Origin of the sequence: Nonomuraea fuscirosea (assembly GCF_003001935.1) — a bacterium.
Lineage (GTDB): Bacteria > Actinomycetota > Actinomycetes > Streptosporangiales > Streptosporangiaceae > Nonomuraea > Nonomuraea fuscirosea.
Window position 1 is genome coordinate 250,367 of record NZ_PVNG01000014.1, and the last position, 20,639, is coordinate 271,005.

Sequence of the window (20,639 nt, forward strand, 5' to 3'; positions counted from 1 at the left end):
GCATGGTCGTCGTGCTCGACCTGCGCAAGGGTGAGCCGGACCGGCTCGGCGCACGGGTCCTGGTGGTCGCCGACACCGAGCGGCTGGCCGCCGGGCAGCGGGTGCTCCAGGACCTGTTCAGCTCGCGCCTGGTCCGGGAGGTGCTCGTCGTGGCGGTGGGGCCGCGGCTGCGGCTGCCGCCGGCGCTGGACGGCGAGCGCCGGCGGGTGCTGTGGGTGGGCGACCCGCGCGGCATCCTCTGGGACGCCGACACCGGCGAGGCCGCGCTCGGGCCGGAGGTCAGCTCCGAAGCCATCCTCATCGACCTGCTCAGCCAGCCCGAGGTGTTCGACGAGGTGGTCGCGGGGCTGGACGACATCCCGTACGGCACCGCCTCCCCGGGATGGCGCATCGTGGCCGGGCGGATCGACCCCGAGGTGCTCTCCCAGGCGTTCCGCGAGGTCTCGGAACGCTTCCACGGGCCCGCCCAGCAGGACACCGCCACCTTCAGCTCGCCGCTGGCCACCGCGCTGCCGGTGCTCAGCGGCACCGTGGACCTGCCCGCCGACGTGCTCGACCCGCTCATCCCCGACGGCCCGCTCGACCGGATGCACCGCCGCGCGGCCGAGCAGATCGACCGGGCGGCCAGGGCGCTGGAGGAGCTGACCTACTTCAGCCCCGCCCCCGCGCGGGCGGCCATCGCCGGCGAGGTGATCGCGGCGGGCAAGGCGCTGGCGGAGTTCCGCGACACCGTCGCGCGGCTGTTCGCCGACATCGACCACTCCGACGAGGGCGCGAAGGAGACGCTGGCCATGCACGGCGTCAAGTTCGCCACCCCGGCCGGCATGGGCGCCACCGAGATCGTCGCCGAGCTGCGCGCGGACGTGGAGTCGGCGCTGGCCGAGCGCAGGAGCCTGACCCGGCTGGTGTCCCGGCTGCGCCTGCTGGCCGACCACAGCGCGCCGATCGGCAGCGCCGCCTTCGTCGCCGACCTGTGGCGGATCTGCCCCGACGAGCTGCTCAACGCGCTGCACGCGCCGGCCGACTTCCCCGCCACGCTGCTCGACCGGTTCGTCTTCTGGCGGCGGTCGCGGGCGTGGTGGCGCGAGCAGCTGGCGCTCGGCCCGGCCCGTACGGCGCTGGACGAGCTGCGCTCGCGCCTGGAACGGGTGGCCGCCAGCGAATGGATGCTCGGCGGGGCCCGTACGCACACCTCCGACGCCGCCCGCACCCTGGCGGCGGCGCTGAACGACGCCTGCGCGCAGGTGGCGGGGACGCTGACGGACTGGAGCCGGGCCGAGGCCGGCCAGGCCGCGGCCAGTCCGGCGCTGGACGAGGAGGTCACCGTGCGCCTGCGCGACCGGGGCGGCCAGCTGCGCGAGGTGATCACCGGTGACCTGCTCGACGCGGTGACGGGCTGGCTGGAGCCCGGCTGGACCGCCCTTGAGCACGGCGACTACCGCGACGTCCAGGTGGGGCTTGATCGCCGGATCGACGAGACGCTGCGGCAGTACCGCTACCACCTGGTCCACCGGGGCGTGCAGGAGCGGCCCGACTTCGGCACCGGCGACGCGGGCCGCCAGGAGCTCGTGGACGCGGTGTGGCGGCAGTCCCAGCAGGTGGTGCGGGCGCTCAGGGCGCAGCCGGGCGGCCAGATGTTGCAGCTGTGCGGCGACCGCGACCTCGCGGTGCTGCTCCGGCAGGCGTCCGCGGTGCGGTTCGCGCCCAGGGCGGTCAGGGGCCAGGGCAACCCGCCCGGCGTCGTGTGGACCAGGTCCGGCCAGTACGCCGGCACCTTGCGGCTGGTGCCGCTGCGGCCGGGGACGGTGGAGGAGAACTGGAGTGGGGATGGAACCTGAGCCGCTGAGCTTCAACACCCCCGAGGGCGATCCGGTGACCTGGGAGGTGGAGGCGGAGCCGTGGCACGACCCGTTCGAACGCCGGCTCACCCTCGTCGTCCAGGGCACCCGCCTCGTGCAGCGGCGGGTGCCGCGGGCCGCGGGCCGCGAGCGCGAATACCTCTACGACCTGCTGGAGAACGAGGCCCGCATGGGCGCCAGGCTGCTCACCAGGCTGCGCAGGGACTACCCGCCCGAGCTGCCCCGGCTGCTGGGCTACAGCCTCGACGCGGAGGAGCCGTTCGTGCTCCTGTCGGACCGCAGGGGCGAGCCGGTCACCCGGTTCTCCGGCGCGCTGCTGATCGCCGAGCAGCGGGGACTGCAGGTCAGCCTTTTCCGCGCTGTACGCATCCTGTCGGCCTGCGGCATCGTGCACCGGCGGATCGAGCCGGCCACGGTGCGCTGGGACGGGACCACCGTGCAGCTCACCGACCTCAGCCACGCCACCCTGGCCGGCAGCCGGCGGCTGCGGCTGGGCGAGGCGCCCTACGCCTCCCCCGCGCAGCGCGAGGGCGTGGGCGTGGCCTCCACCTCCGACGACCTCTGGAGCGCGGGCATGGTGCTCTACCGGACGATCACCGGCCGCGAGGTGACCGACCGGCCCGACCTCGCCGCCGCCCCGGCGCTGCAGCCCCTCCACGACGTCTTCTCCGGCGCCCCTCCCACGGCGGGCGAGGTGCTGGCCCGGCTGCGGGCGCCCGACCCGATGCAGTCGATCCCCGTCGAGCAGGACCTGGCGCTGGAGGAGGGCCGGGCCGCCTTCGACCGGGCCCGCGAGGCCAGACGCGACCCCGCCGCCTCCGGTGAGACCGCCGGGAACGACCGCACCCGCGTCCAGCCGCCCCCGGCTCCGGCCGGGGAGGAGCCGCGGCGCACCTGGCTGACCCGCTGGCTGCCCCTGGCCGTGCTGCTCGTCCTGCTCCTCGTCCTCTGGTTGGTGAACCGGTGATCCTCTGCCCGATCTGCCTGCACGAGTTCGACTGGAGCGAGGACGAGCTCTACGAGCGCACCCCGGCGGGCCGGTACCAGCCGCTCTCACTGGCGAACGTGACCGGGGCCCGGCGCGAGGACCTGCTGCGGGCCGCCCACGTCCGCTGCCCGGCCCCCGTCGCCGACCCCGGCCTCGAACACCATCTGCCCTACACCTACGTCCGGCACGGCCGCCCGCTGGTGATCGGCCTGGTCGGGGGGCCGGAGACGGGTAAGACACACCTGCTGGCCTCGATGATCGGGGCCATCGAGCAGGGCGGGCTGCGCCCGTACGGGCTGACCACGGACGCCGTGGACATCGAGCGGCACGCCCAGTACGTCGACTCCTACGTCAACCCGCTGGTCGTCGAGCGGGAGGCCCTGTCGCGCACCGCCCACAGGTCCACCGCGGAACCCGTGGACGCGCTGCTGGTCAACGACGGCCAGCACACCACGGCGGTGGCCTTCTTCGACATCGCCGGCGAGCAGTTGCGCAGCACCGCGCACGAGGCGACCAGGTTCGTGCCCGCGCTCGGCGGACTGCTCTTCGTGATCGACGCCGCCACCAGGTCGGCCAGGCTGGGCGACGACTCCTTCCGCGCCGTGCTCGACCGGCTGCCCAAGACCGGCGGGCGGCTCGACGTGCCCGCCGTCATCGCGGTCACCAAGAGCGACGCCGTGCGCTTCCAGGATCCGGTCGACACCTGGCTGTACGGCGACCCCGACCGGCTCGACCCGGCCGACGTCCTGAAGGAGAGCAGGGACGTCTACGCCTTCCTGCACCGGCGGGGCGCGCAGGCGTGGCTGAGCCCGTACGACAAGTGCCGCAAGTGCACCCTGCACTTCGTCTCGGCCACGGGAGGCGCCGCGGCCGACGGGCGCTTCCCCAGGGGTGTGCGCCCGCGGCGGGTCCTCGCGCCCCTGATCTCGCTCTTCGCCATGACCGGCGTCCTGCGCGGCTATCCCGAGGTGGGGACATGATGGGGCGTTATTCGAGCATCGACTGGATCCAGTTCGAATGGGACAACAAGCGCACGGGCCTCGGTCCCGTCCGCTCCTCCCTGCCGGAGACCGGAGGCTGGTACCACCAGCTCGGGCCCTGGCTCGACCCCGGGCCCGCGCCGGGCGTCAGCATCTGCCGGCTCGTGGTGGACGGCCGGGTGGTGGTGCTCGCCCGCACGCGGACCGGCGGGTCGGACAGCAGGCGGACCATCCAGGTGCGGGCCTATCTCGGCGGCTCGGCCTCGCTCTCCTCGCCGATGCCGAACGTGCGCCAGGCGCTGGCGCTGGCTCCCGGCTGGGCCTCGCTGCTGCCCGACGACGACGTGCCGCTCGACCTGGCCCGGATGATCGAGCCGTACTCCGAGGCGGGGGCGGCGCTCGACCGGCAGGCGCGGGCCGGGGCGGCGGCGCTCGCGCCGATCGTCTCCGAGGCGCTGCGCTCCCGGGGCAGGACCGCCCTGTCGGTGGCGTCGGGCGGTGACTCCGTCGTGCAGCTGTGGGGGCTGGTGGACATTCTGGACCTGCTGCTGGGGCACTATCCCGAGACGTTCTCCACGTACGAGAGCGACGATCTGCAGCAGGGGGCCGAGGTCGTCTTCCTCCAGGGGTGGCCGGGGCCGTCGTCGCGCGCCTCGCGCCGGGCCCGGGTCGATCTGCGCGCGCCCGACCAGGCCGACAAGTACGGGGACATCGCCGCCATGGCGGTGGCGGCGTACGCGCGCAAGCAGCTGGTGGCGGTGGTCAGGAGCGCGGGGATCACCGACGGGACGCCGGTGGAGGAGCGCATCCGGCTGCTGGAGAACGTCACGTACGAGCCGACGACGCCCGCGAGCCGGCCTGAGCCTGCGCCGCCCGCGAACCGGGCCGGACCGACCACGCCCGTGAGCCCGTCCGAGCCCGCACCGCCTGTGAGCCGGTCTCGACCGGCATCCGTGAGCCGGTCCGGACCGGCCGCGCCCGTGAGCCGGTCCGAGGCGGCGGCACCGGCGAGCCGGGCCACGCCGGCTGAGCCCGTAGGTGGGGCGGCGCCTGAGGACACGTGGGCTCCCCGGCCGCCGGCGCGCGAGAGCCCGTACCCGGCGACGCGCACCTCCGCCGCCGGCGGTGCGCCCTCTTCGACTCCTTCGGCCGCTCCGTCATCCCCGTCGTCCTCGCCCGCGCAGCCGGCGTCCCGGCCCGCGGCCGCGCGGTCCCAGCCCGCGCGAGCCGCCCACCCCGGCGCCGCCCACCCCGGCGCTGCCCAGCCCGGCGCCGCCCAGCCGCAGCAGGCCGCGCAGAAATCGCAGCCGGCGTCATCGCGGGAGAAGCGGCCGAGGGCGGGGCGGGCGGCGGCGTCCGCCGCGCGCGACGTCTTCGAGCTGTTCCAGGAGGACCTGGCCGAGGCGGGGACCGCCAAGGAGGCCATGGACATCCTGCGGGACGTCCGCGTCTGGACCGCCACCCGCCAGCCCTCGGAGGTGCGCAACCGGATCCCCGACCTGATCCCCGATCTGGAGCGCCTGCTGCCCGACGGTCACATCAACCCGATCCTGCGCGAGCTGCTGACCCCGGACGCCCCGCCGAAGAAGGGCCGCGGCGGGTCCGACTGGCGCGAACCCCGGTGGCTCGTGGTCGCGGTGGCGCTGGCGCTCGTGCTGGTTCTCCAGATCGTGATCCTGTTCTTCCGCTGAAAGGGTTCCGGCGGGCCCGATTCCCCCGCGGCGGCGGGCGGTCACGGGACTGAGCGCCTGCCTGTGAATCTTCAAATATCGTCACTGTCGGTGAGAGATGGGCAGTTACGGTCACGAACCGTATGTTGACAAAGAGTCAACCCACCATTCGCGATGAATCTTCGCATCTCTACCTTGAAGTACATCTGCCCCGTAGGCATAGTGGAGCAACCACAGGCGCACTCGGTCGTGGCGGGCAACCTCGGGGGGCGGTTCCAAGGTTCACGACCGCCCAGCGACGCGCGTCACCATGTCGAGAATTGGACACAAGGATGAGCTCGCCCCCGCCGATCCGTACGAAGCTGCTCAGGATTCTCCTGCTTCCGCTGGTCTCCATGGTGGCCCTCTGGGGGTTCATCGCCTACTCCAGCGTCGAAGAGATCATCACGGTGTCGCAGAACCAGGACCGGTGGGAGGCCATCGGATCGCCGGTGCTGCAACTGATCGTCGAGCTGCAGAAGGAGCGGCAGCTGTCGGCGGAGGCACCGGACGGCACCGCGGACTTCCGGCCGCTGGCCGACCAGCGGCGGATCACCGACACCCAGGTGACACGGCTGCGCGAGATCATCGCGACCGTAGACGTGGACGGTGACGACAGCGAGACCACAGCCCAGGTCCAGAACATGGTGCAGGCGCTCGACGGGCTGCAGGCACTGCGCGCCTCGGCCGACGGAGGCGTACTGGCGCCGCCGCTGACGATCATCCAGGCGTACGACAACCTGATCGCCACCGCCAACCGCCAGTTCACCGACCGCGACGCGCTGAGCGACGTGTCGTCCTTCCGCGGGGTGCGCGGCATGGCCGCCTTCTCCGCCACGTCGGAGTACCTCGGCCGCGAGCACGCCGTGCTCACCTCCACGATCGTGCACCGCAACATGACCCCCGCCGACCGTGGCGCGTTCGTGGCCGCGACGACCGCCCGCCGGCTCGTCTTCGCCAACGCCGAGCGCGACGCGGGGCCCGAGCTGCGCGCCGACTACGACCGGCTGGTGGCCAGCGAGCCGTACAAGCGGCTGGTCGCGATCGAGGACATCCTGTTCAGCTGGGACACCGACGGGGCTCCGCCGGTCGATCCCGCCGCGTGGCGCAGGGACACCGAGGCGATCATCGGCGGCATCAACCGGGACACCCAGACCGAGCTGGCCAGGGTCGCGGCCGAGGCGCAGTCGCAGAAGACCGGGGCGTACTGGCGCATCGGCATCGTGCTGCTGATCGGGCTGGCCGTGGTCGTCGCGTCGCTGGCGCTGTCGTACCGGTTCGGGCGCTCGCTGATCGACGAGCTCATGCGGCTGCAGGGCTCGGCGGTGGAGCTGGCCGAGCAGCGGCTGCCGCGGCTGGTCGAGCGGCTGCGCCGGGGCGAGGACGTCGACCCGGCCACCGAGGCGCCCGGCCTGCCACCGGCCGAGACCGCCGAGGTCGACCGGGTGGTGCACGCCTTCTCCGCCGTAGGCCGCACCGCGGTCGAGGCGGCCGTGGGCCAGGCCGCCCTGCGCAAGGGCGTCGGCCAGGTCTTCCTCAACCTCGCCCGGCGCAACCAGGCGCTGCTGCACCGCCAGCTCGCGCTCCTGGACACCATGGAGCGGCGGGTGGACGAGCCGCAGGTGCTGGAGGACCTGTTCAAGCTCGACCACCTGACCACCCGCATGCGCCGGCACGCGGAGAACCTGATCATCATGTCCGACTCCTCCCCCGCCCGCCGCTGGCGCGACCCCGTGCCGGTGTTCGACGTGGTGCGCGCGGCCGTGCTGGAGGTCGAGGACTACACCCGCGTCACGGTCACCCCCATGCCGAACGCGCCGCTGCTGCTCGGCGCGGCGGTCACCGACGTCATCCACCTGATCGCCGAGCTGGTGGAGAACGCGACCGTCTTCTCCCCGCCCAACACGACCGTGCACGTGCGCGGCGTGACGGCGGCCAACGGGCTGGCCCTGGAGGTCGAGGACCGGGGCCTGGGCCTCAACGACGCCGTGCTCAGCGAGCTGAACGCGCGGCTGTCCGACGTGCCGGAGTTCGACCTGGCCGACACCGACCGGCTCGGGCTGTTCGTGGTGTCCCGGCTCGCGGCCCGGCACGGGATCAAGATCGTGCTACGGCGGTCGCCGTACGACGGGACCACCGCGATCGTGCTCCTTCCCGCAACCCTGCTGGCCGGCGCCGAGCCGCCGGCCATCGCCGCCGCTCCGGGCACCGGCCGGCCGGTGCGGGCGCTGAGCATGGCGCCGTCGGACGGGCGGGGGCGCGGGGTGACGATCGCGCCCGAGCCGGACCGCGCGACCTGGTTCGAGGCGGCTCCGGCGAACCCGCCGCATCCGGCGGAGCCCGACCCGGTGCTCACGACCGGCCCGATCAGCGTCGCCGACGCCCTGCGCGCCGCCGACCCGCTCCGGGCCACCGACCCGATGCGCACCGAACCGCCGGCCACCTCCGACCGGCCCCGCCCGGCCGGCCCGCCGAGCGCCGCGGCCTCGAACCCCCTGGGCTCCGGCCCCGCCGTCCCCGGCGGTGCCGACCCATCGCGGGCCACCGGCCCAGCAGGGGTTGCGGGGCCGGCCGGGGCCGGGCAGTTCGGAAACGGCTCGATTCCCGTTCGCGGCCCGGCTCCCGGCAACGGCGCCGAGCCCCCGCGCAGGCCCGCGCACGCCCGGGTCCAGGGGAACGGCACCGTACCCCCTCAAGGCGGACCTGGAGACAACGGTTCCTCCAGGCCCGCAGGGCCGCCCACCGGCTGGAGCGTCACCGTTCCGGCACAGGAGGCGGACGAAGATCTCGACGGCCTGCCGATGCGGATCCCGCAGGCAAGCCTCGCTCCCCAGTTGCGCGTCGACGCCCGCCCCGAGCGCGGGGCCAGGGCCGGACGCTCGCCTGAGGAGCTCGCACAGCTCATGTCGTCCATGCAACGCGGCTGGCAGCAAGGGCGCCGCCAGGCCAAGCAGGAGCGAGACATGCGGAACGGAAAGGACGACCAACCCGATGCCTGACCCCAGAAGTGAACTGAGCTGGCTGCTCGACGACCTCATCCAGCGCGTCCCCGGTGTCCGGCACGCCATCGTGCTGTCCGCCGACGGGCTGTCCATGGGCAGCTCCCGCGCGCTGACCAGGGAGGACGCCGAGCACCTGTCCGCCATCTCCGCCGGCAGCCACAGCCTCGCCATGGGAGCGGGCCGGCACTTCGGCATGGGCGGCGTACGGCAGACGATCATCGAGATGGACGAGGGCTTCCTGTTCGTCACCGCCGCGGGTCAGGGCGCCCGGCTGGCCGTGATCGCCACGGCCGACGCCGAGCTGGGCATGGTCACGTACGAGATGGCCCTGATGGTCAAGCGGGTCGGCGAGCACCTTTCCGCGCATCCGAGGGGAGCGGCACCGGCACCGGCCTGGAACGGCGTGAGACCGTGAGTGGGGAGGATCCAGGGCCGCTGATCCGGCTCTTCGGGCTGACCGGCGGCCGGGCGCGGCCGCAGGGGGAGGCGTTCGACCTGGTGGCCATCGTCACGACGGCCGCCGAGGCCGGCGATCCCACGGACCTGATCCCCGAGCATCGTGCCGTGCTGGCCCTGTGCCGCAGGCCGACACCTGTCGCGGATGTCGCGGCGCATCTTCGGCTGCCGCTGAACATCACCCGGGTGATCCTGGGCGACCTGCGGGGCGAGGGGCTGGTCACCATCGACCGCCCGCGCCCCGCCGCCCAGACGATCGATGAACGCATCTACAGGGAAGTGCTGCATGGACTACGCAGCCTCTGAGCCGGGGACGACCACGGTCGCCTCGGCCTTGGCCATCAAGATCCTCATCGCGGGCGGTTTCGGCGTCGGCAAGACGACCCTGGTCGGCACGATCAGCGAGATCCGGCCGCTGCACACGGAGGAACTGCTGAGCGACCGGGGCATCGGCGTGGACGACACCTCGGGCGTGGAGTCGAAGACCACCACGACGGTGGCGCTGGACTTCGGCCGCATCACCATCCGGGAAGGGCTGTGGCTGTACCTGTTCGGTACGCCGGGGCAGGACCGGTTCTGGTTCATGTGGGACGAGCTCGCGCTGGGGGCGCTCGGCGCGGTCGTGCTCGCCGACACGCGGCGGCTGCAGGACTGCTTCCCGGCGGTGGACTACTTCGAGCAGCGCGGGATCCCGTTCGTGGTGGCGGTGAACTGCTTCGACGGCGCCCGCCGCTACGATCCGGCCAAGGTACGGCGGGCGCTGGGGCTGAACGAGAACATCCCGATCGTGCTGTGCGACGTACGGCAGCGCGCGTCGGTCCGTGACGTGCTCACGACGCTGGTCACGTACGCGGTGAAGGGCCTCGGAGCGGGGGTCAGCGGCTGAGGGCGGCGGCGCGCAGTGCCTGGGTGAGCCGGGCGACGGGTTCGGGCAGCGGGCCCGGCAGCCTGGCCAGCAGGAGACGGCGCTGCTCCTTCGGCCCGCCGCGTACGGGCAGGACCCGGACACCGGGCGGCACGACGGCGGCGAGCATGGCGGGCACGGTGGTCAGCCCGCAGCCGGCCGCCACGAGGCTGAGCTTGGCCAGCCAGTCGCGGGCGGAATGGGCGACCTCCGGGCGCTCGTCCAGCCCCGGCCACGCGCCCATGCCGGTGCTGTCGCCCGCCCCTCCGGTGGCCGCGCTGCCCGGACCGGCGATCCAGCGCTGCCCGTGCAGGTCGGCGGCGTCGATGTAGTCGCCGCGGGCGAGAGGATGGCCCTCAGGAACGGCCACCCGCAGCGCACGCTCGGCGAGGGTACGCACCTCCAGCGCGGGCGTCTCGGCGTCCGGCGGCCGGAACGGCGGCGCGGAGCCGAGCAGCGCCAGGTCGAGCGCGCCGGCGCGCAGGGCGCGGACGAGCGCGGGCGTGCCGCCCTCCCGCGTGGTGACGGTGATCCCGGGATGGCTCTCACGCAGGGCGGCGAGCGCGCGGGGCACCAGAACGGCGCCCGCGCTGGCGAACCAGCCGAGGCGGACCGTGCCGGGATCGTCGGGCAGCCCGGCCAGCTCGCGTGCGCCCGCGTCGACCTGGTCGACCACCACGGCCGCGTGGCGCAGCACGACCCGGCCCGCCGGGGTCAGCCGGACGCCGTCGTGGCGGCGTTCGAGCAGCGACGCGCCCGCGGCGCGTTCGAGCGAGGAGATCTGGCGGGAGACCGCGGACTGCGTGTAGCCGAGGGCGGAGGCCGCCGCGGTGAGCGTGCCGCGCTCGGCCACCTCGCGGAACACGCGCAGGGCGGTGAGCGAGGCATCGGTGAGGGCCATGACGATTACGCATACCACAGGTGACGAACTCTCGTTGGACGCATGCCCTCGGACGTCCTTAGCTTGTCCACCATGACGCGAACCACAACGAAAACCCCCAGGGTCGCGCTGGTCACCGGCGCGACACAGGGCCTCGGCCTGGCCCTGGTCGAAGGGCTGGCCCGCCGCCTGACCCCGGCCGACACCGTCTACCTGACCGGCCGCGACGCCGGCCGGGTCGCCGCGGCCGCCGAGCGCCTCTCCGAGGAGGTCGGTACGGGGGCGCGCGTGCGCGGCGAGCTGTTCGACGTCACCGGGCAGGACACGGCCGCGCGGCTGGCCGACCGGCTCAGGGACCGGCACGGCGGCGTGGACGTCGTGTTCGGCAACGCCGTCATGCGCATCGGCCCCGACGACGACCCGCGCACGCTGATGGACGAGTACACCGAGGTGAGCAACTTCGGCACCACCCGGCTGCTGCGCGCCTTCGGCCCCCTGGTGCGGGACGGCGGGCGGCTGATCGTGGTGGCCAGCTCCCTGGGCACGCTGCACCACCTGGCGCCCGTGCTGCACCGCCACTTCGACGGGCTGACGTCGCTGGAGGAGGTGGACAAGCAGGTGGCGGCCTGGCGCGACGCCGTCAAGGACGGGAGCGCGCGGGCGGGCGCGTGGCCCGCCTTCGTCAACATCCCCGCCAAGATCGCCCAGGTGGCCGCCGTACGGGCCCTGGCCGGCCTGCGTCGCGACGAGGACGCCCGGCGGGGCATCCTGGTGGCGGCCGTCTGCCCCGGCATGATCAACACGCCGACCTCGGGCCTGTGGTGGGACGTCTCCGCCGCCGCCTCCCCAGCCCGCGCCGCCGGGCCCCTGCTCGACCTGGCCCTGGACCCGGTCGATCCGGCCCATTACGGCCAGCTCGTCCGCTTCGGCAAGGCCCTGCCCTGGAGCCCGTGAGCCGCGGAACGGCTCCGCCACGCCCCCGCGGCCGCCGAGCCGGCGCCGCTCACAGGTAGGGGCCGGTGCCCGGGCCCGGTGGGCGGTCCACGGGGCCGGTGGGTGGCGGGCCGGCGAGTTGCTGGAAGCTCATTCCGATCTTGATGCCTTGGAAGACGCCCTCCAGCCATCCGACGAGCTGGCTCTGCGCGATCCGGATCTCCGCCTGGCTGAGCACCTCGGACGGCGGCGGCAGCAGGCGTTCGAGCTCGTCCCGCAGCTCCGGCGCGACCGCCCCGCCGATCTCCTCGACCACCCGCGCGTGGATGTGCCGCAACTGGTCACGGGCGTGCTCGTCGAGGGAGAGCCCGCGGGCCTCGTCCAGCAGCGAGCGCGCCATGGTGCTCACGCGCAGCAGCCTGGCCGGCTCCTTCACGCGCCCGAGCTCGGCCTCCACGGCCGCGCGCGCATCGGTGGGCCGGGCGGGCCCGCCGGGCCCGTCCGGCGGGCGGGGAACAGGTGCTGAAGTCATGTCGGCGTCCTGTGGGTCGCTGATCGCTCGAGAGCGCGGTCATGAAGGACCCTGCCCACGTACGCCCAGCTCACGCAGGCGGCGTGATCCCGGGGACACCTCCCGCTCCCCTGCCGGTGCCCGGCCGGGCGGGCGAGCGCCGGCCTCCGTCAGCCGAGGCGGCGGGCGTCGCCCCTGATGCCCGCGCGCCCGGCTCGCCGGACGTCGGCCACCGGCGGGAGCGCGGGCGTGGGCTCAGGTGAGGCCGATCAGGTCGGTGTAGCCGTCGTTCCACAGGTCTTCGAGCCCGTCGGGCAGCAGCAGCACCCGGTCCGGCCGCAGCGCCGCCACGGTCTCGGGGTCGTGCGTGACCATGACCACGGCTCCCCGGTAGGCGCCCACGGCGGCCAGCACCTCCGCCTTCGACGCCGGGTCGAGGTTGTTGGTGGGCTCGTCGAGCAGCAGCACGTTGGCCCGGGAGCTGACCAGCCCGGCCAGCGCCAGCCGGGTCTTCTCCCCGCCTGACAGCACCCCGACGGGTTTGTCCACGTCGTCGCCCCCGAACAGGAACGACCCCAGCACCGTCCTGACCTCCCCGTCGCTCAGCTGCGGGGCGGCCTCGGTCAGGTGCCGGCCGACCGTGTGGGCGGGGTCCAGGGTGTCGTGCTCCTGGGCGAAGTAGCCGAGCCGCAGCCCGTGGCCTGGCACGACCCGCCCCGAGTCGGGCCGCTCGTGCCCGGCCAGCAGCTTGAGCAGGGTGGTCTTGCCCGCGCCGTTGGGGCCGAGGACGACGAGCCTGCTGCCCCGGTCGACGGCCAGGTCGATGCCGTCCAGCACCGGCCGGCCCCCGTACGACTTGGTCAGGCTGATCGCGCCGAGCGGCATCCTGCCGCTGGGGGCCGGGTCGGGCAGCCGGACGCGGGCCACCTTCTCGGCGCGGCGCGCCGGCTGGGTGCCGGCGAGCATGCGGTCGGCCCGGCGGGCCATGTCCCTGGCCCGGACCGCGGTGGCGGACCTGGCGCGCATGCGGTCGGCCTGCGTGCGCAGCGCGGCGGCCTTGCGCTCGGCGGCGGCCCGCAGCCGCGTCCTGCGCCGCTCGTCGGCCTCGCGGTCGGCCAGGTACGCGTGCCAGCCGGTGTTGTGCACCTCCAGCGCGCCCTGCTCCACGTGCCAGACCCGGTTGATCACGTCGGCCAGCAGGCCGGTGTCGTGGCTGATCAGCACCAGCCCGCCGGAGTAGCCCGTCAGGTACGAGCGCAGCCAGGCGACGGAGCCGCCGTCCAGGTGGTTGGTGGGCTCGTCGAGCAGCAGGACGCCGGGCTCGCCGAAGAGCACCCTGGCCAGCTCGACCCGCCGCCGCTGGCCGCCGGACAGCGTGCCCAGCCGCTGGTCGAGCACGCGCTCGGGCAGGCCGAGCCCGGCGGCCACCCGGGCGGCGCCCGCCTCGGCCGCGTATCCGCCGCGAGCCTGGAACTCGGCCTCGGCGGCGGCGTAGCGGGCCATCGAGCGCTCGTCGCCCGACTCGGCCAGCGCGGTCTCGGCGGCGCGCAGGTCGCGCAGGGCCAGGTCGAGGCCGCGGGCGGACAGGACACGGCCGATGACCGTGCGGGCGGGGTCGGCGGCGGCCGGGTCCTGCGGCAGGTAGCCGATCGGGCCGGTACGCACGATCTCGCCGTCCGCGGGCTGGAGCCGCCCGGCGAGGATCTGCATCAGGGTGGTCTTGCCGGCGCCGTTGCGGCCGACGAGGCCGACACGGTCGCCGGGGGCGACGTGGGCGGTGACGCCCGACATGAGGAGGCCGGCGCCGGCGCGCACGGCGACGTCACGGAAGGTCAGCATGGGATTTCGCTCCGGAACTGCTAGCGGACACACGGGTGGCGGGGAGGCGTGTGTCCTGGCTAGGAAGTTCGGGGCGTAGACATGCCGACAGTGTACGAACGGGCCGCGACGGCGCGCCACGGGTTTATTGTCAGCTCCGCCAGCTGGGCCCGCGTACCGCCCGGTCCGCGCCGGCCAGGATGGCGCCGTACTGGATGGCCACCAGGTGCCGGATCGGGATCGTCTCGTCGGCCGCGCCCGCCTCGGCCTCCGCGCACCACCGCCCGTACGTCTCCGCCAGCTCCCGCGCCCCCTCACGGACGGCCCTGGTGGCGTTGCCCACGGCGAGCTCGCCCTCCAGGGCGCGCAGCAGCATGCCGCCGAAGCGCAGCCGGACGCTGTGCACGGTGTCCCGGCAGGAGGCCAGCTCGGCGACCGTGGCGGGCCGATCGTGCTCGGGCGCCCCGGCCCGGCCGCTGTGGGTGTCGGCCATCCCGGCCACCATGGGGATGAAGGACCGGCTGGCGCGCAGGAACGGCGAGCCGGTGACCAGGTCGGGCGAGACCGCCGACAGCACCCGTTCGAGCACGTCGGAGGTGGCGCGCAGCTCGGCCGCGTGCGCGTGCAGCAGGTCGCGGTAGCGGGTGGAGGTCGGGCTCGTGTCGTCGGCGGCGGCGTCGGTCCAGTAGGGGATCTCGGCCGTCAGGCCCAGCGTGCCGTACTTCTTGATGTAGGAGTCGCTGGCCGCGCCGCCGATGTGCTCGACGGGGTCCTGCCCGAGCGCCTCGAAGTAGTCGTAGGCGTCCTCCATCGCGGGAGTCAGGTAGACGGCCTGCTCCAGTTGCTTGACCGACGGGTGCTCGGGCTCCCCCGCGTGCAGCGGGACGCCGTACCGGCCGGGCAGGGTCTTGAGCACGTCCTGGAGCTCGGGTTCCGGGCGGTTGAGGTAGTAGAAGACGCCGCCGGACTCGCCGTTGTGCAGGGTGGTCATGAACGCGGGCCGGACGTCGTCGATCAGCCGCATCAGCGCCAGCGTCTCGGGGAGCACTCGGTCGAAATAGGCCCTCTTGTACGCGAACGGGAACGTCCACTCGACCTGCTCGTCACCGGCCGGCCGGTAGAAGTGCCTGCCGTAGTGGGTCTTGGTGAAGGGCCCGGCGAACCAGCCCTCGTTCAGCCGGGTGCCGTCCGGGTCGAGGCAGCCCACGATGTGCCAGGTGCAGCCGGTGGCGCGGCGCAGCTCCGTGTCCCGGCACAGGCGGCCGGCCAGGTGGGTGACGGTCAGGCCGCCGATGGGCTCGTTGGGGTGCGGCCCGGCGGCCACGATGGCATGGCGGGGTCCGTCGCCGACGGTGAGGCAGAGCATGGGGTCGCCGAGGCGGGAGGTGCCGATCCGGCGTAGCGTGGCCACGTCCGGATGGTCGGCGGCGAGCCCGGCGAGGCGGTCGTGCACCTCGTCCACGGTGGCGAACCGGTCGAAGTCGGGAACGGTGTCGAGTTCTTCATCAAGGCGGTCGAGCACATCCCAGTGTGGGCATGTCCGGCGACGGTCGGCATCGTGGAGAAGCTCAAGGTCAGGCCCTGCTCCTTGTGGCCACCGTCAATGGTTGAATAAGGGCGCTCGTCGCGATAAGGAGTGGAATGTCGGTATTTGACCTGTCTGCTGGTCCGGTGCCCGACGCCTCGATGACGATCCCGTACCACCCGCCGCTGAAACTGGTGCTCGAAACCCTGGGCGGCGACGCGCTCTCCGCCGCCTACGTGCCCGACGGAGCCGCGATCACGCTCGGCGAGCCCATCGTGCACGACCCCGACGACCCGCTCGACGAGCGGCCCGGCTGCGTGCTGCTCGCCGTGGGCGCGCGGGTGGCCGACCCGGCCACCCACGACCTGCTGCGCCGGGCGGCCCGCCTCGAATACCACGCGGTGGTCGTCAAGGACCGGGGCGCCGACCTGGCCCCGCTCATCGACTCGGCGCGGGCGGCCGGCATCGCGCTGCTCATCGCGCCGGAGGACCTGCCCTGGCGTCAGCTCGACGCGCTGCTGACGGCGGCGGTCTCCGGCCCGGGCGCCCCCGCCACCACCTACTCCAGCGTCGCCATCGGCGACCTGTTCGCGCTGGCCAACGCCATCGCCGCGACGATCGGCGGAGCCACCAGCATCGAGGATCCGCAAGGTCACGTCCTGGCCTACTCCAACCTGCCCGGCCAGCAGATCGACGAGATCCGCCGGCTCGGCATCCTCGGGCGCAAGACGCCGCAGCGGCCGACCAACCGCAGCGAGTACACCCGCGTCTTCAAGGCCGGGGTGCCCGTGCGCTTCGAGAGCATGGGTCCCGGGCACATGCGCCGCCTGGCGACGGCGGTGCAGGCGGGGCCGCAGCTGCTCGGGTTCATCTGGATGCTGGACGGCGATCCGCCGCTGGTGCCCGACGCCGTACGGCTGCTGGAGGACGCGGGGCGGACGGCGGCGCTGCACCTGCTGCGCGCCCGCATCCCCAGCAACCCGCAGCGCTGGCACAGCTCCGAGACGCTGCGCACTCTGCTCGACGGCGCCACCAGCGAGTCGGCGGCGGCCGTACGCCTGGGCCTGCCGGCCGGGTCTCCGGTGTGCATCGTGGCCTTCGCGCCCGTGCACGGGCAGGCCGCCGAGGCGGGGACCGCGCTGGCCAGCATCGCCGACCTGGTCAGCCTGAGCTGCGAGTCCTGGCATCCGCAGGCCGTGTGCACGACGAGCTGGGGCCGGGTGTACGCGCTGCTGCCCGTCCCGCCGGGCACCCCCGCCGACCGGCTGGTACGGGTGGCGACCGGCGCGGCCGAGGCGGTGCGCAAGTCCATGCGCATCCCGCTGCACGCCGGCCTCGGCCCCGTGGTCGCCGGCCTGGGCGAGGCGCGTTCCTCCAGCAGGCTGGCCGAGCGCGTCCTGCGCGTGCTCGCCGAGACCTCGGCCACCTCGGCGGCGGTCGCCACGGACGAGCAGGTACGCAGCCGCGTCGCCCTGCACGACCTGGCCGAGCGCGGCGGCGTGGCCGCCGAGCAGCTGCTGCTCCCGGTACGCCGCATGCTCGACTCCGACCGGACCCAGTCCACCACGCACGCCGTCACCCTGCTGGCCTATCTGGACGCGTTCGGCGAGGCGGCCAGGGCGGCGGCCGAGCTGTCGGTGCACGAGAACACGCTGCGCTACCGGGTGCGCCGGCTGCAGGAGCTGTTCGAGGTCGATCTGGCCGATCCGGCGGAACGGCTGGTGATCTGGCTCCAGCTGAGCCTGCTGCGCCTGCGCGGCGAGCTGTGACGCCCGGGAGCGGAGAGCGGTGGCGGACCGTGAGCGGAGGGCTGTGGCGGCCCACAACGGGCGACGGGTGAGATGTCCGGTTTCGACGATGAGGGCGCTCCGTCCCGCCCTCTAGCGTTCGTCGCATGCCTTCACTGCTGCTGCGCAACGCGCGGATCGGCCTGGGCGGCCCCATCCGCAACGTCCTGATCTCCGACGGCCGGATCGCCGAGGTGGCCACAGAGGTGACCACGGGGATGACCACGGGGACGCCCGCCGAGTCGGTCGACGTGGCGGGCGGCACCCTGCTGCCCGGCCTGTGGGACGCGCACGTGCACATGCTGCAATGGGCGCAGACGCGGCGCCGGGTGGACGTCAGCGGCGCCCGTACCGCGAGGGAGGCCGTCGAGCTGGTCGTCCCGCACGAAGGCTTCACCACCGGCTACGGCTTCCGCGACGGCCTGTGGCCGGACGCGCCGCACAAGTCGCTGCTGGAGGCGGCCGCGCCGGGCCGGCCCATCGTCCTGCTCAGCAACGACCTGCACACGGGCTGGTTCAGCCCGGCCGCGCTGGCCTCCATCGGCAGGGGCGAGCACGAGACGGGCGTGCTGCGCGAGCACGAGTGCTACGAGGCGATGGCCGCGCTGCCGCTGCCGCCGGAGCGGGAGCTGGACCGGTGGGTGGCCGAGGCGACCACGGCCGCGGCGGCGCGGGGCGTGGTCGGCGTGCTCGACTTCGAGTTCGCCGACAACGTCACCGACTGGAGCCGCCGGGTCGCCGAGCAGCGGGTGGACGTGCGGGTCGCCTGCTCGATCCCGAAGGACCGGCTGGAGGAGGCCGTCGGGCGCGGGCTGCGCACCGGGGAACCGGTCGCCGGGTCAGGGGGGCTGCTGGAGGTGGGTCCGGTGAAGATCTTCGTGGACGGCTCGCTCAACACCAGGACGGCCTACTGCGACGACCCGTACCCGGGCACCGGGGCCCGTGGCCTGCTGGAGACGCCGCCGGAGGAGCTGGCGGGCACGATGGGCCTGGCCTGGGCACACGGCCTGCGGCCGGCCGTGCACGCGATCGGCGACCTGGCCACCAGCATCGCGCTGGACGCGTTCGAGCGGGTCGGCTGCCCCGGCCGGATCGAGCACGCGCAGCTGCTGCGGCCGGGCGACTTCGCCAGGTTCGCCAGGCCGGGGCTGGTCGCCGGCGTCCAGCCCGCGCACGCGCCGGACGACCGGGAGGTGGCCGAGCTGCACTGGCCGGGCCGGACCGGCCGCGCCTTCGCCTACGCCGGCCTGCTGGCCGCCGGCGCCACGCTCGAACTGGGCTCCGACGCGCCGGTCGCGCCGCTCGACCCCTGGGACGGCGTGGCCGCCGCGGTCGCCAGGACCGACGACGAGCGCGCGCCCTGGCATCCGGAGCAGGCCATCTCGCTGCCCGACGCGCTCGCGGCCGCGGCCAGGGGACGGCGCGGGATCCGGGCGGGCGACCCGGCGGACCTGGTGATCACCGCCGGTGAACCGGCCGCGGCGGACCCGGCCGCGCTGCGCGCCGTGGAGGTGCTGGGCACGCTGCTCGGCGGGCGGTGGACCTACCGGCAACACGGGTGAAACACGGGGTTGACGGCGCTGTTCCAGCTCACAAAGCCGCGCCGCCCGGTTGAACCTTCCCGACAATGAACACCCGGCGGTGCTGTGGGACGCTCGTCCCCAAGCACGGGCCCCCATCCTCGGAGGTGTCAAGCAGGTGTCCGTCAAGAAAGTCCTGGGAGCCGCCGCGCTGGCCGTCGCGCTGACGGCCTGTTCGTCCGGCGGCTCCGGCGGAGCCGGCACCCCGCAGGGGGAGAAATCCTTCTCGGTCGGCGTCACCACCTACTTCCTGTCCCATCTGACGCCCGGCAGGTCGGTCGCCAGCAACGTGGACTACGCCCTGTTCACGCCGCTGACCACGGTGGACGCGACCAGCGGCAAGGCGGTGAACGCCGTGGCCGAGTCGATCGAGACCGACGACAACGTGACCTGGACGGTCAAGATCAAGCCGGGGTGGACGTTCCACAACGGCGAGCAGGTCACCGCGCAGTCGTTCGCCGACTCGTGGAACGCGACGGCGTACGCCCCCAACGCCTTCGAGAACAACTTCATGTTCGCGCCGTTCAAGGGCTACGCCGAGCTGAACCCGGCCGACGGGAAACCGTCTGAGAAGACGCTGTCCGGGGTCGAGGTGGTCGACCCCGCCACGCTGAAGATCACCCTGACCAAGCCGCTGTCGCTGCTGCCGTACGTGCTGGCCCAGACGGCGTTCGCCCCCATGCCGAAGGCGGCCTTCGCGGACCTGCCCGGCTTCGACCGCAAGCCGATCGGCAACGGGCCGTACCAGCTGGACGGCGAGGGGCTGGCGGCCGGCGTGACGAAGGTCGCGCTGCGCAAGTTCGGCGGCTACCAGGGGCAGGCGGGCGACGCGGACCGGATCGAGGTCAAGTCGTACCAGGACGAGGCCGCCTCCTACCGCGACCTGCAGGCGGGCGCGCTCGACGTCAGCCTGGTCACCGGCAACAACCTCACCGACGCCGCCGCCCGGTTCAAGGACCGGCTGGTGCGGGTGCCGTTCCCCGCGGTGATCTACCTGGGCTTCCCGCTGTGGGACAAGCGCTTCTCCGACGTGAAGGTACGCCAGGCGTTCGCGCACGCCATCGACCGCGAGACCATCGTCAAGTCGCTGCTGCGCGGCTTCGGCCAGCCCGCCACGGGGCTGGCGGGGGCGAGCGTGCCGGGCGGCGGCGCGGCCGACTGCGCGGCCTGCTCGTACGACCCGGCCAAGGCCAAGGCGCTGCTGGCGGAGGCCGGCGGCTGGAGCGGCCCGCTCAAGCTGTGGACCTACCAGGACCCGGTGAACACGGTGGTCCTGGAGGCGGTCGGCAACCAGCTGCGGGCCAACCTCGGCATCGAGACGGTGACGACGCAGACCCAGCCCGTCGACCAGCTCTACCCGAACCTGGCGGCCAAGAAGATCGACGGCCCGGTGCTGCTCTACATGGGCGCCGGCTACCCCCACCTGTACGCGCTGGCCGACCAGCTGTTCACCAAGACCTCGGCGTCCAACGTGACCGGCTACGACAGCCCCGAGTTCGCCAAGCTGATGGCCGACGCCGCGAAGGCGGGCCAGGAGGAGGCGATGGGCCTGACCCAGCGGGCGGCCAAGCTCGCGATGGACGGGCTTCCGCTCACGCCGCTGTTCCAGCCCGTGGGCGGCCTGGCCTACTCCACCAGGGTGAGCGGCGTGAAGCCGGAGTTCCTCGGCGCCGCGGTCCTGTCCGCGGTCAAGGTCGGCTGAGGCGG

The 20,639-nt window shown here is 73.9% G+C and carries 16 protein-coding genes; 12 read left to right on the forward strand and 4 right to left on the reverse strand.

Features of this window, described 5'->3' with window-relative positions; genetic code table 11:
- The first annotated feature begins 2 nt into the window (after positions 1–2).
- The 8 genes from B0I32_RS30865 to B0I32_RS30900 all read left to right on the forward strand — a co-directional run bounded on the left by B0I32_RS30865 (position 3) and on the right by B0I32_RS30900 (position 9,880).
- On the forward strand, positions 3–1,838 hold the full coding sequence (locus B0I32_RS30865) for a hypothetical protein (RefSeq protein WP_106245728.1): 1,836 nt from the start codon (positions 3–5) through the stop codon (positions 1,836–1,838).
- Positions 1,822–2,826 carry a protein kinase family protein gene (locus tag B0I32_RS30870; RefSeq protein ID WP_146178367.1) on the forward strand — a complete coding sequence of 335 codons (1,005 nt, stop codon included), beginning with the start codon at positions 1,822–1,824 and terminating at the stop codon, positions 2,824–2,826. Before B0I32_RS30865 ends, B0I32_RS30870 begins: the two co-directional genes overlap by 17 nt.
- Complete coding sequence (locus tag B0I32_RS30875) at positions 2,823–3,827, forward strand: hypothetical protein (RefSeq protein ID WP_106245732.1); 1,005 nt, start codon at positions 2,823–2,825, stop codon at positions 3,825–3,827. The genes B0I32_RS30870 and B0I32_RS30875 overlap by 4 nt, the downstream gene beginning before the upstream one ends.
- Positions 3,824–5,518 carry a hypothetical protein gene (locus B0I32_RS30880; RefSeq protein ID WP_106245733.1) on the forward strand — a complete coding sequence of 565 codons (1,695 nt, stop codon included), beginning with the start codon at positions 3,824–3,826 and terminating at the stop codon, positions 5,516–5,518. Before B0I32_RS30875 ends, B0I32_RS30880 begins: the two co-directional genes overlap by 4 nt.
- Positions 5,519–5,829: 311 nt before the next feature.
- A complete protein-coding gene (locus B0I32_RS30885; protein WP_181307951.1) occupies positions 5,830–8,535 on the forward strand; it encodes a sensor histidine kinase in 2,706 nt (901 codons plus the stop codon).
- Positions 8,528–8,953, forward strand: a complete 426-nt coding sequence (locus B0I32_RS30890) for a roadblock/LC7 domain-containing protein (protein ID WP_106245737.1) — start codon at positions 8,528–8,530, stop codon at positions 8,951–8,953. The genes B0I32_RS30885 and B0I32_RS30890 overlap by 8 nt, the downstream gene beginning before the upstream one ends.
- Positions 8,950–9,300, forward strand: coding sequence for a DUF742 domain-containing protein (locus tag B0I32_RS30895; RefSeq protein WP_219912082.1), 351 nt, complete (start codon positions 8,950–8,952; stop codon positions 9,298–9,300). Before B0I32_RS30890 ends, B0I32_RS30895 begins: the two co-directional genes overlap by 4 nt.
- Positions 9,281–9,880: a GTP-binding protein gene (locus tag B0I32_RS30900; protein ID WP_106245741.1), complete on the forward strand. Its 600-nt coding sequence runs from the start codon at positions 9,281–9,283 to the stop codon at positions 9,878–9,880. Before B0I32_RS30895 ends, B0I32_RS30900 begins: the two co-directional genes overlap by 20 nt.
- Here B0I32_RS30900 and B0I32_RS30905 read toward each other — a convergent pair.
- Entirely contained in the window at positions 9,870–10,799 is a 930-nt protein-coding gene (locus B0I32_RS30905) for a LysR family transcriptional regulator (RefSeq protein WP_106245743.1), read from the reverse strand. The genes B0I32_RS30900 and B0I32_RS30905 overlap by 11 nt on opposite strands.
- Positions 10,800–10,871: 72 nt before the next feature.
- On the opposite strand from B0I32_RS30905, the gene B0I32_RS30910 reads away from it, so the two are divergent.
- Positions 10,872–11,732 (forward strand): SDR family NAD(P)-dependent oxidoreductase, encoded by an 861-nt coding sequence (locus B0I32_RS30910; RefSeq protein WP_106245745.1) that lies wholly within the window; start codon positions 10,872–10,874, stop codon positions 11,730–11,732.
- Between the two features lie 49 nt (positions 11,733–11,781).
- On the opposite strand, the gene B0I32_RS30915 is transcribed toward B0I32_RS30910, so the two are convergent.
- The 3 genes from B0I32_RS30915 to B0I32_RS30925 all read right to left on the reverse strand — a co-directional run bounded on the left by B0I32_RS30915 (position 11,782) and on the right by B0I32_RS30925 (position 15,562).
- Complete coding sequence (locus tag B0I32_RS30915) at positions 11,782–12,243, reverse strand: proteasome activator (protein ID WP_106245747.1); 462 nt, start codon at positions 12,241–12,243, stop codon at positions 11,782–11,784.
- Positions 12,244–12,477: 234 nt separating this feature from the next.
- Positions 12,478–14,061, reverse strand: a complete 1,584-nt coding sequence (locus tag B0I32_RS30920) for an ABC-F family ATP-binding cassette domain-containing protein (RefSeq protein ID WP_106245749.1) — start codon at positions 14,059–14,061, stop codon at positions 12,478–12,480.
- Positions 14,062–14,191: 130 nt separating this feature from the next.
- Positions 14,192–15,562: a M14 family zinc carboxypeptidase gene (locus tag B0I32_RS30925; RefSeq protein ID WP_106245751.1), complete on the reverse strand. Its 1,371-nt coding sequence runs from the start codon at positions 15,560–15,562 to the stop codon at positions 14,192–14,194.
- A 119-nt stretch (positions 15,563–15,681) separates the two neighbouring features.
- Here B0I32_RS30925 and B0I32_RS30930 point away from each other — a divergent pair, with 119 nt between their 5' ends.
- The 3 genes from B0I32_RS30930 (at position 15,682) to B0I32_RS30940 (ending at position 20,634) form a co-directional block, all read left to right on the forward strand.
- A complete protein-coding gene (locus B0I32_RS30930) occupies positions 15,682–17,334 on the forward strand; it encodes a PucR family transcriptional regulator (RefSeq protein ID WP_146178368.1) in 1,653 nt (550 codons plus the stop codon).
- Positions 17,335–17,459: 125 nt separating this feature from the next.
- Entirely contained in the window at positions 17,460–18,914 is a 1,455-nt protein-coding gene (locus B0I32_RS30935) for an amidohydrolase (RefSeq protein ID WP_106245754.1), read from the forward strand.
- Between the two features lie 136 nt (positions 18,915–19,050).
- Positions 19,051–20,634 (forward strand): peptide ABC transporter substrate-binding protein, encoded by a 1,584-nt coding sequence (locus tag B0I32_RS30940; RefSeq protein WP_181307953.1) that lies wholly within the window; start codon positions 19,051–19,053, stop codon positions 20,632–20,634.
- Positions 20,635–20,639 lie beyond the last annotated feature (5 nt).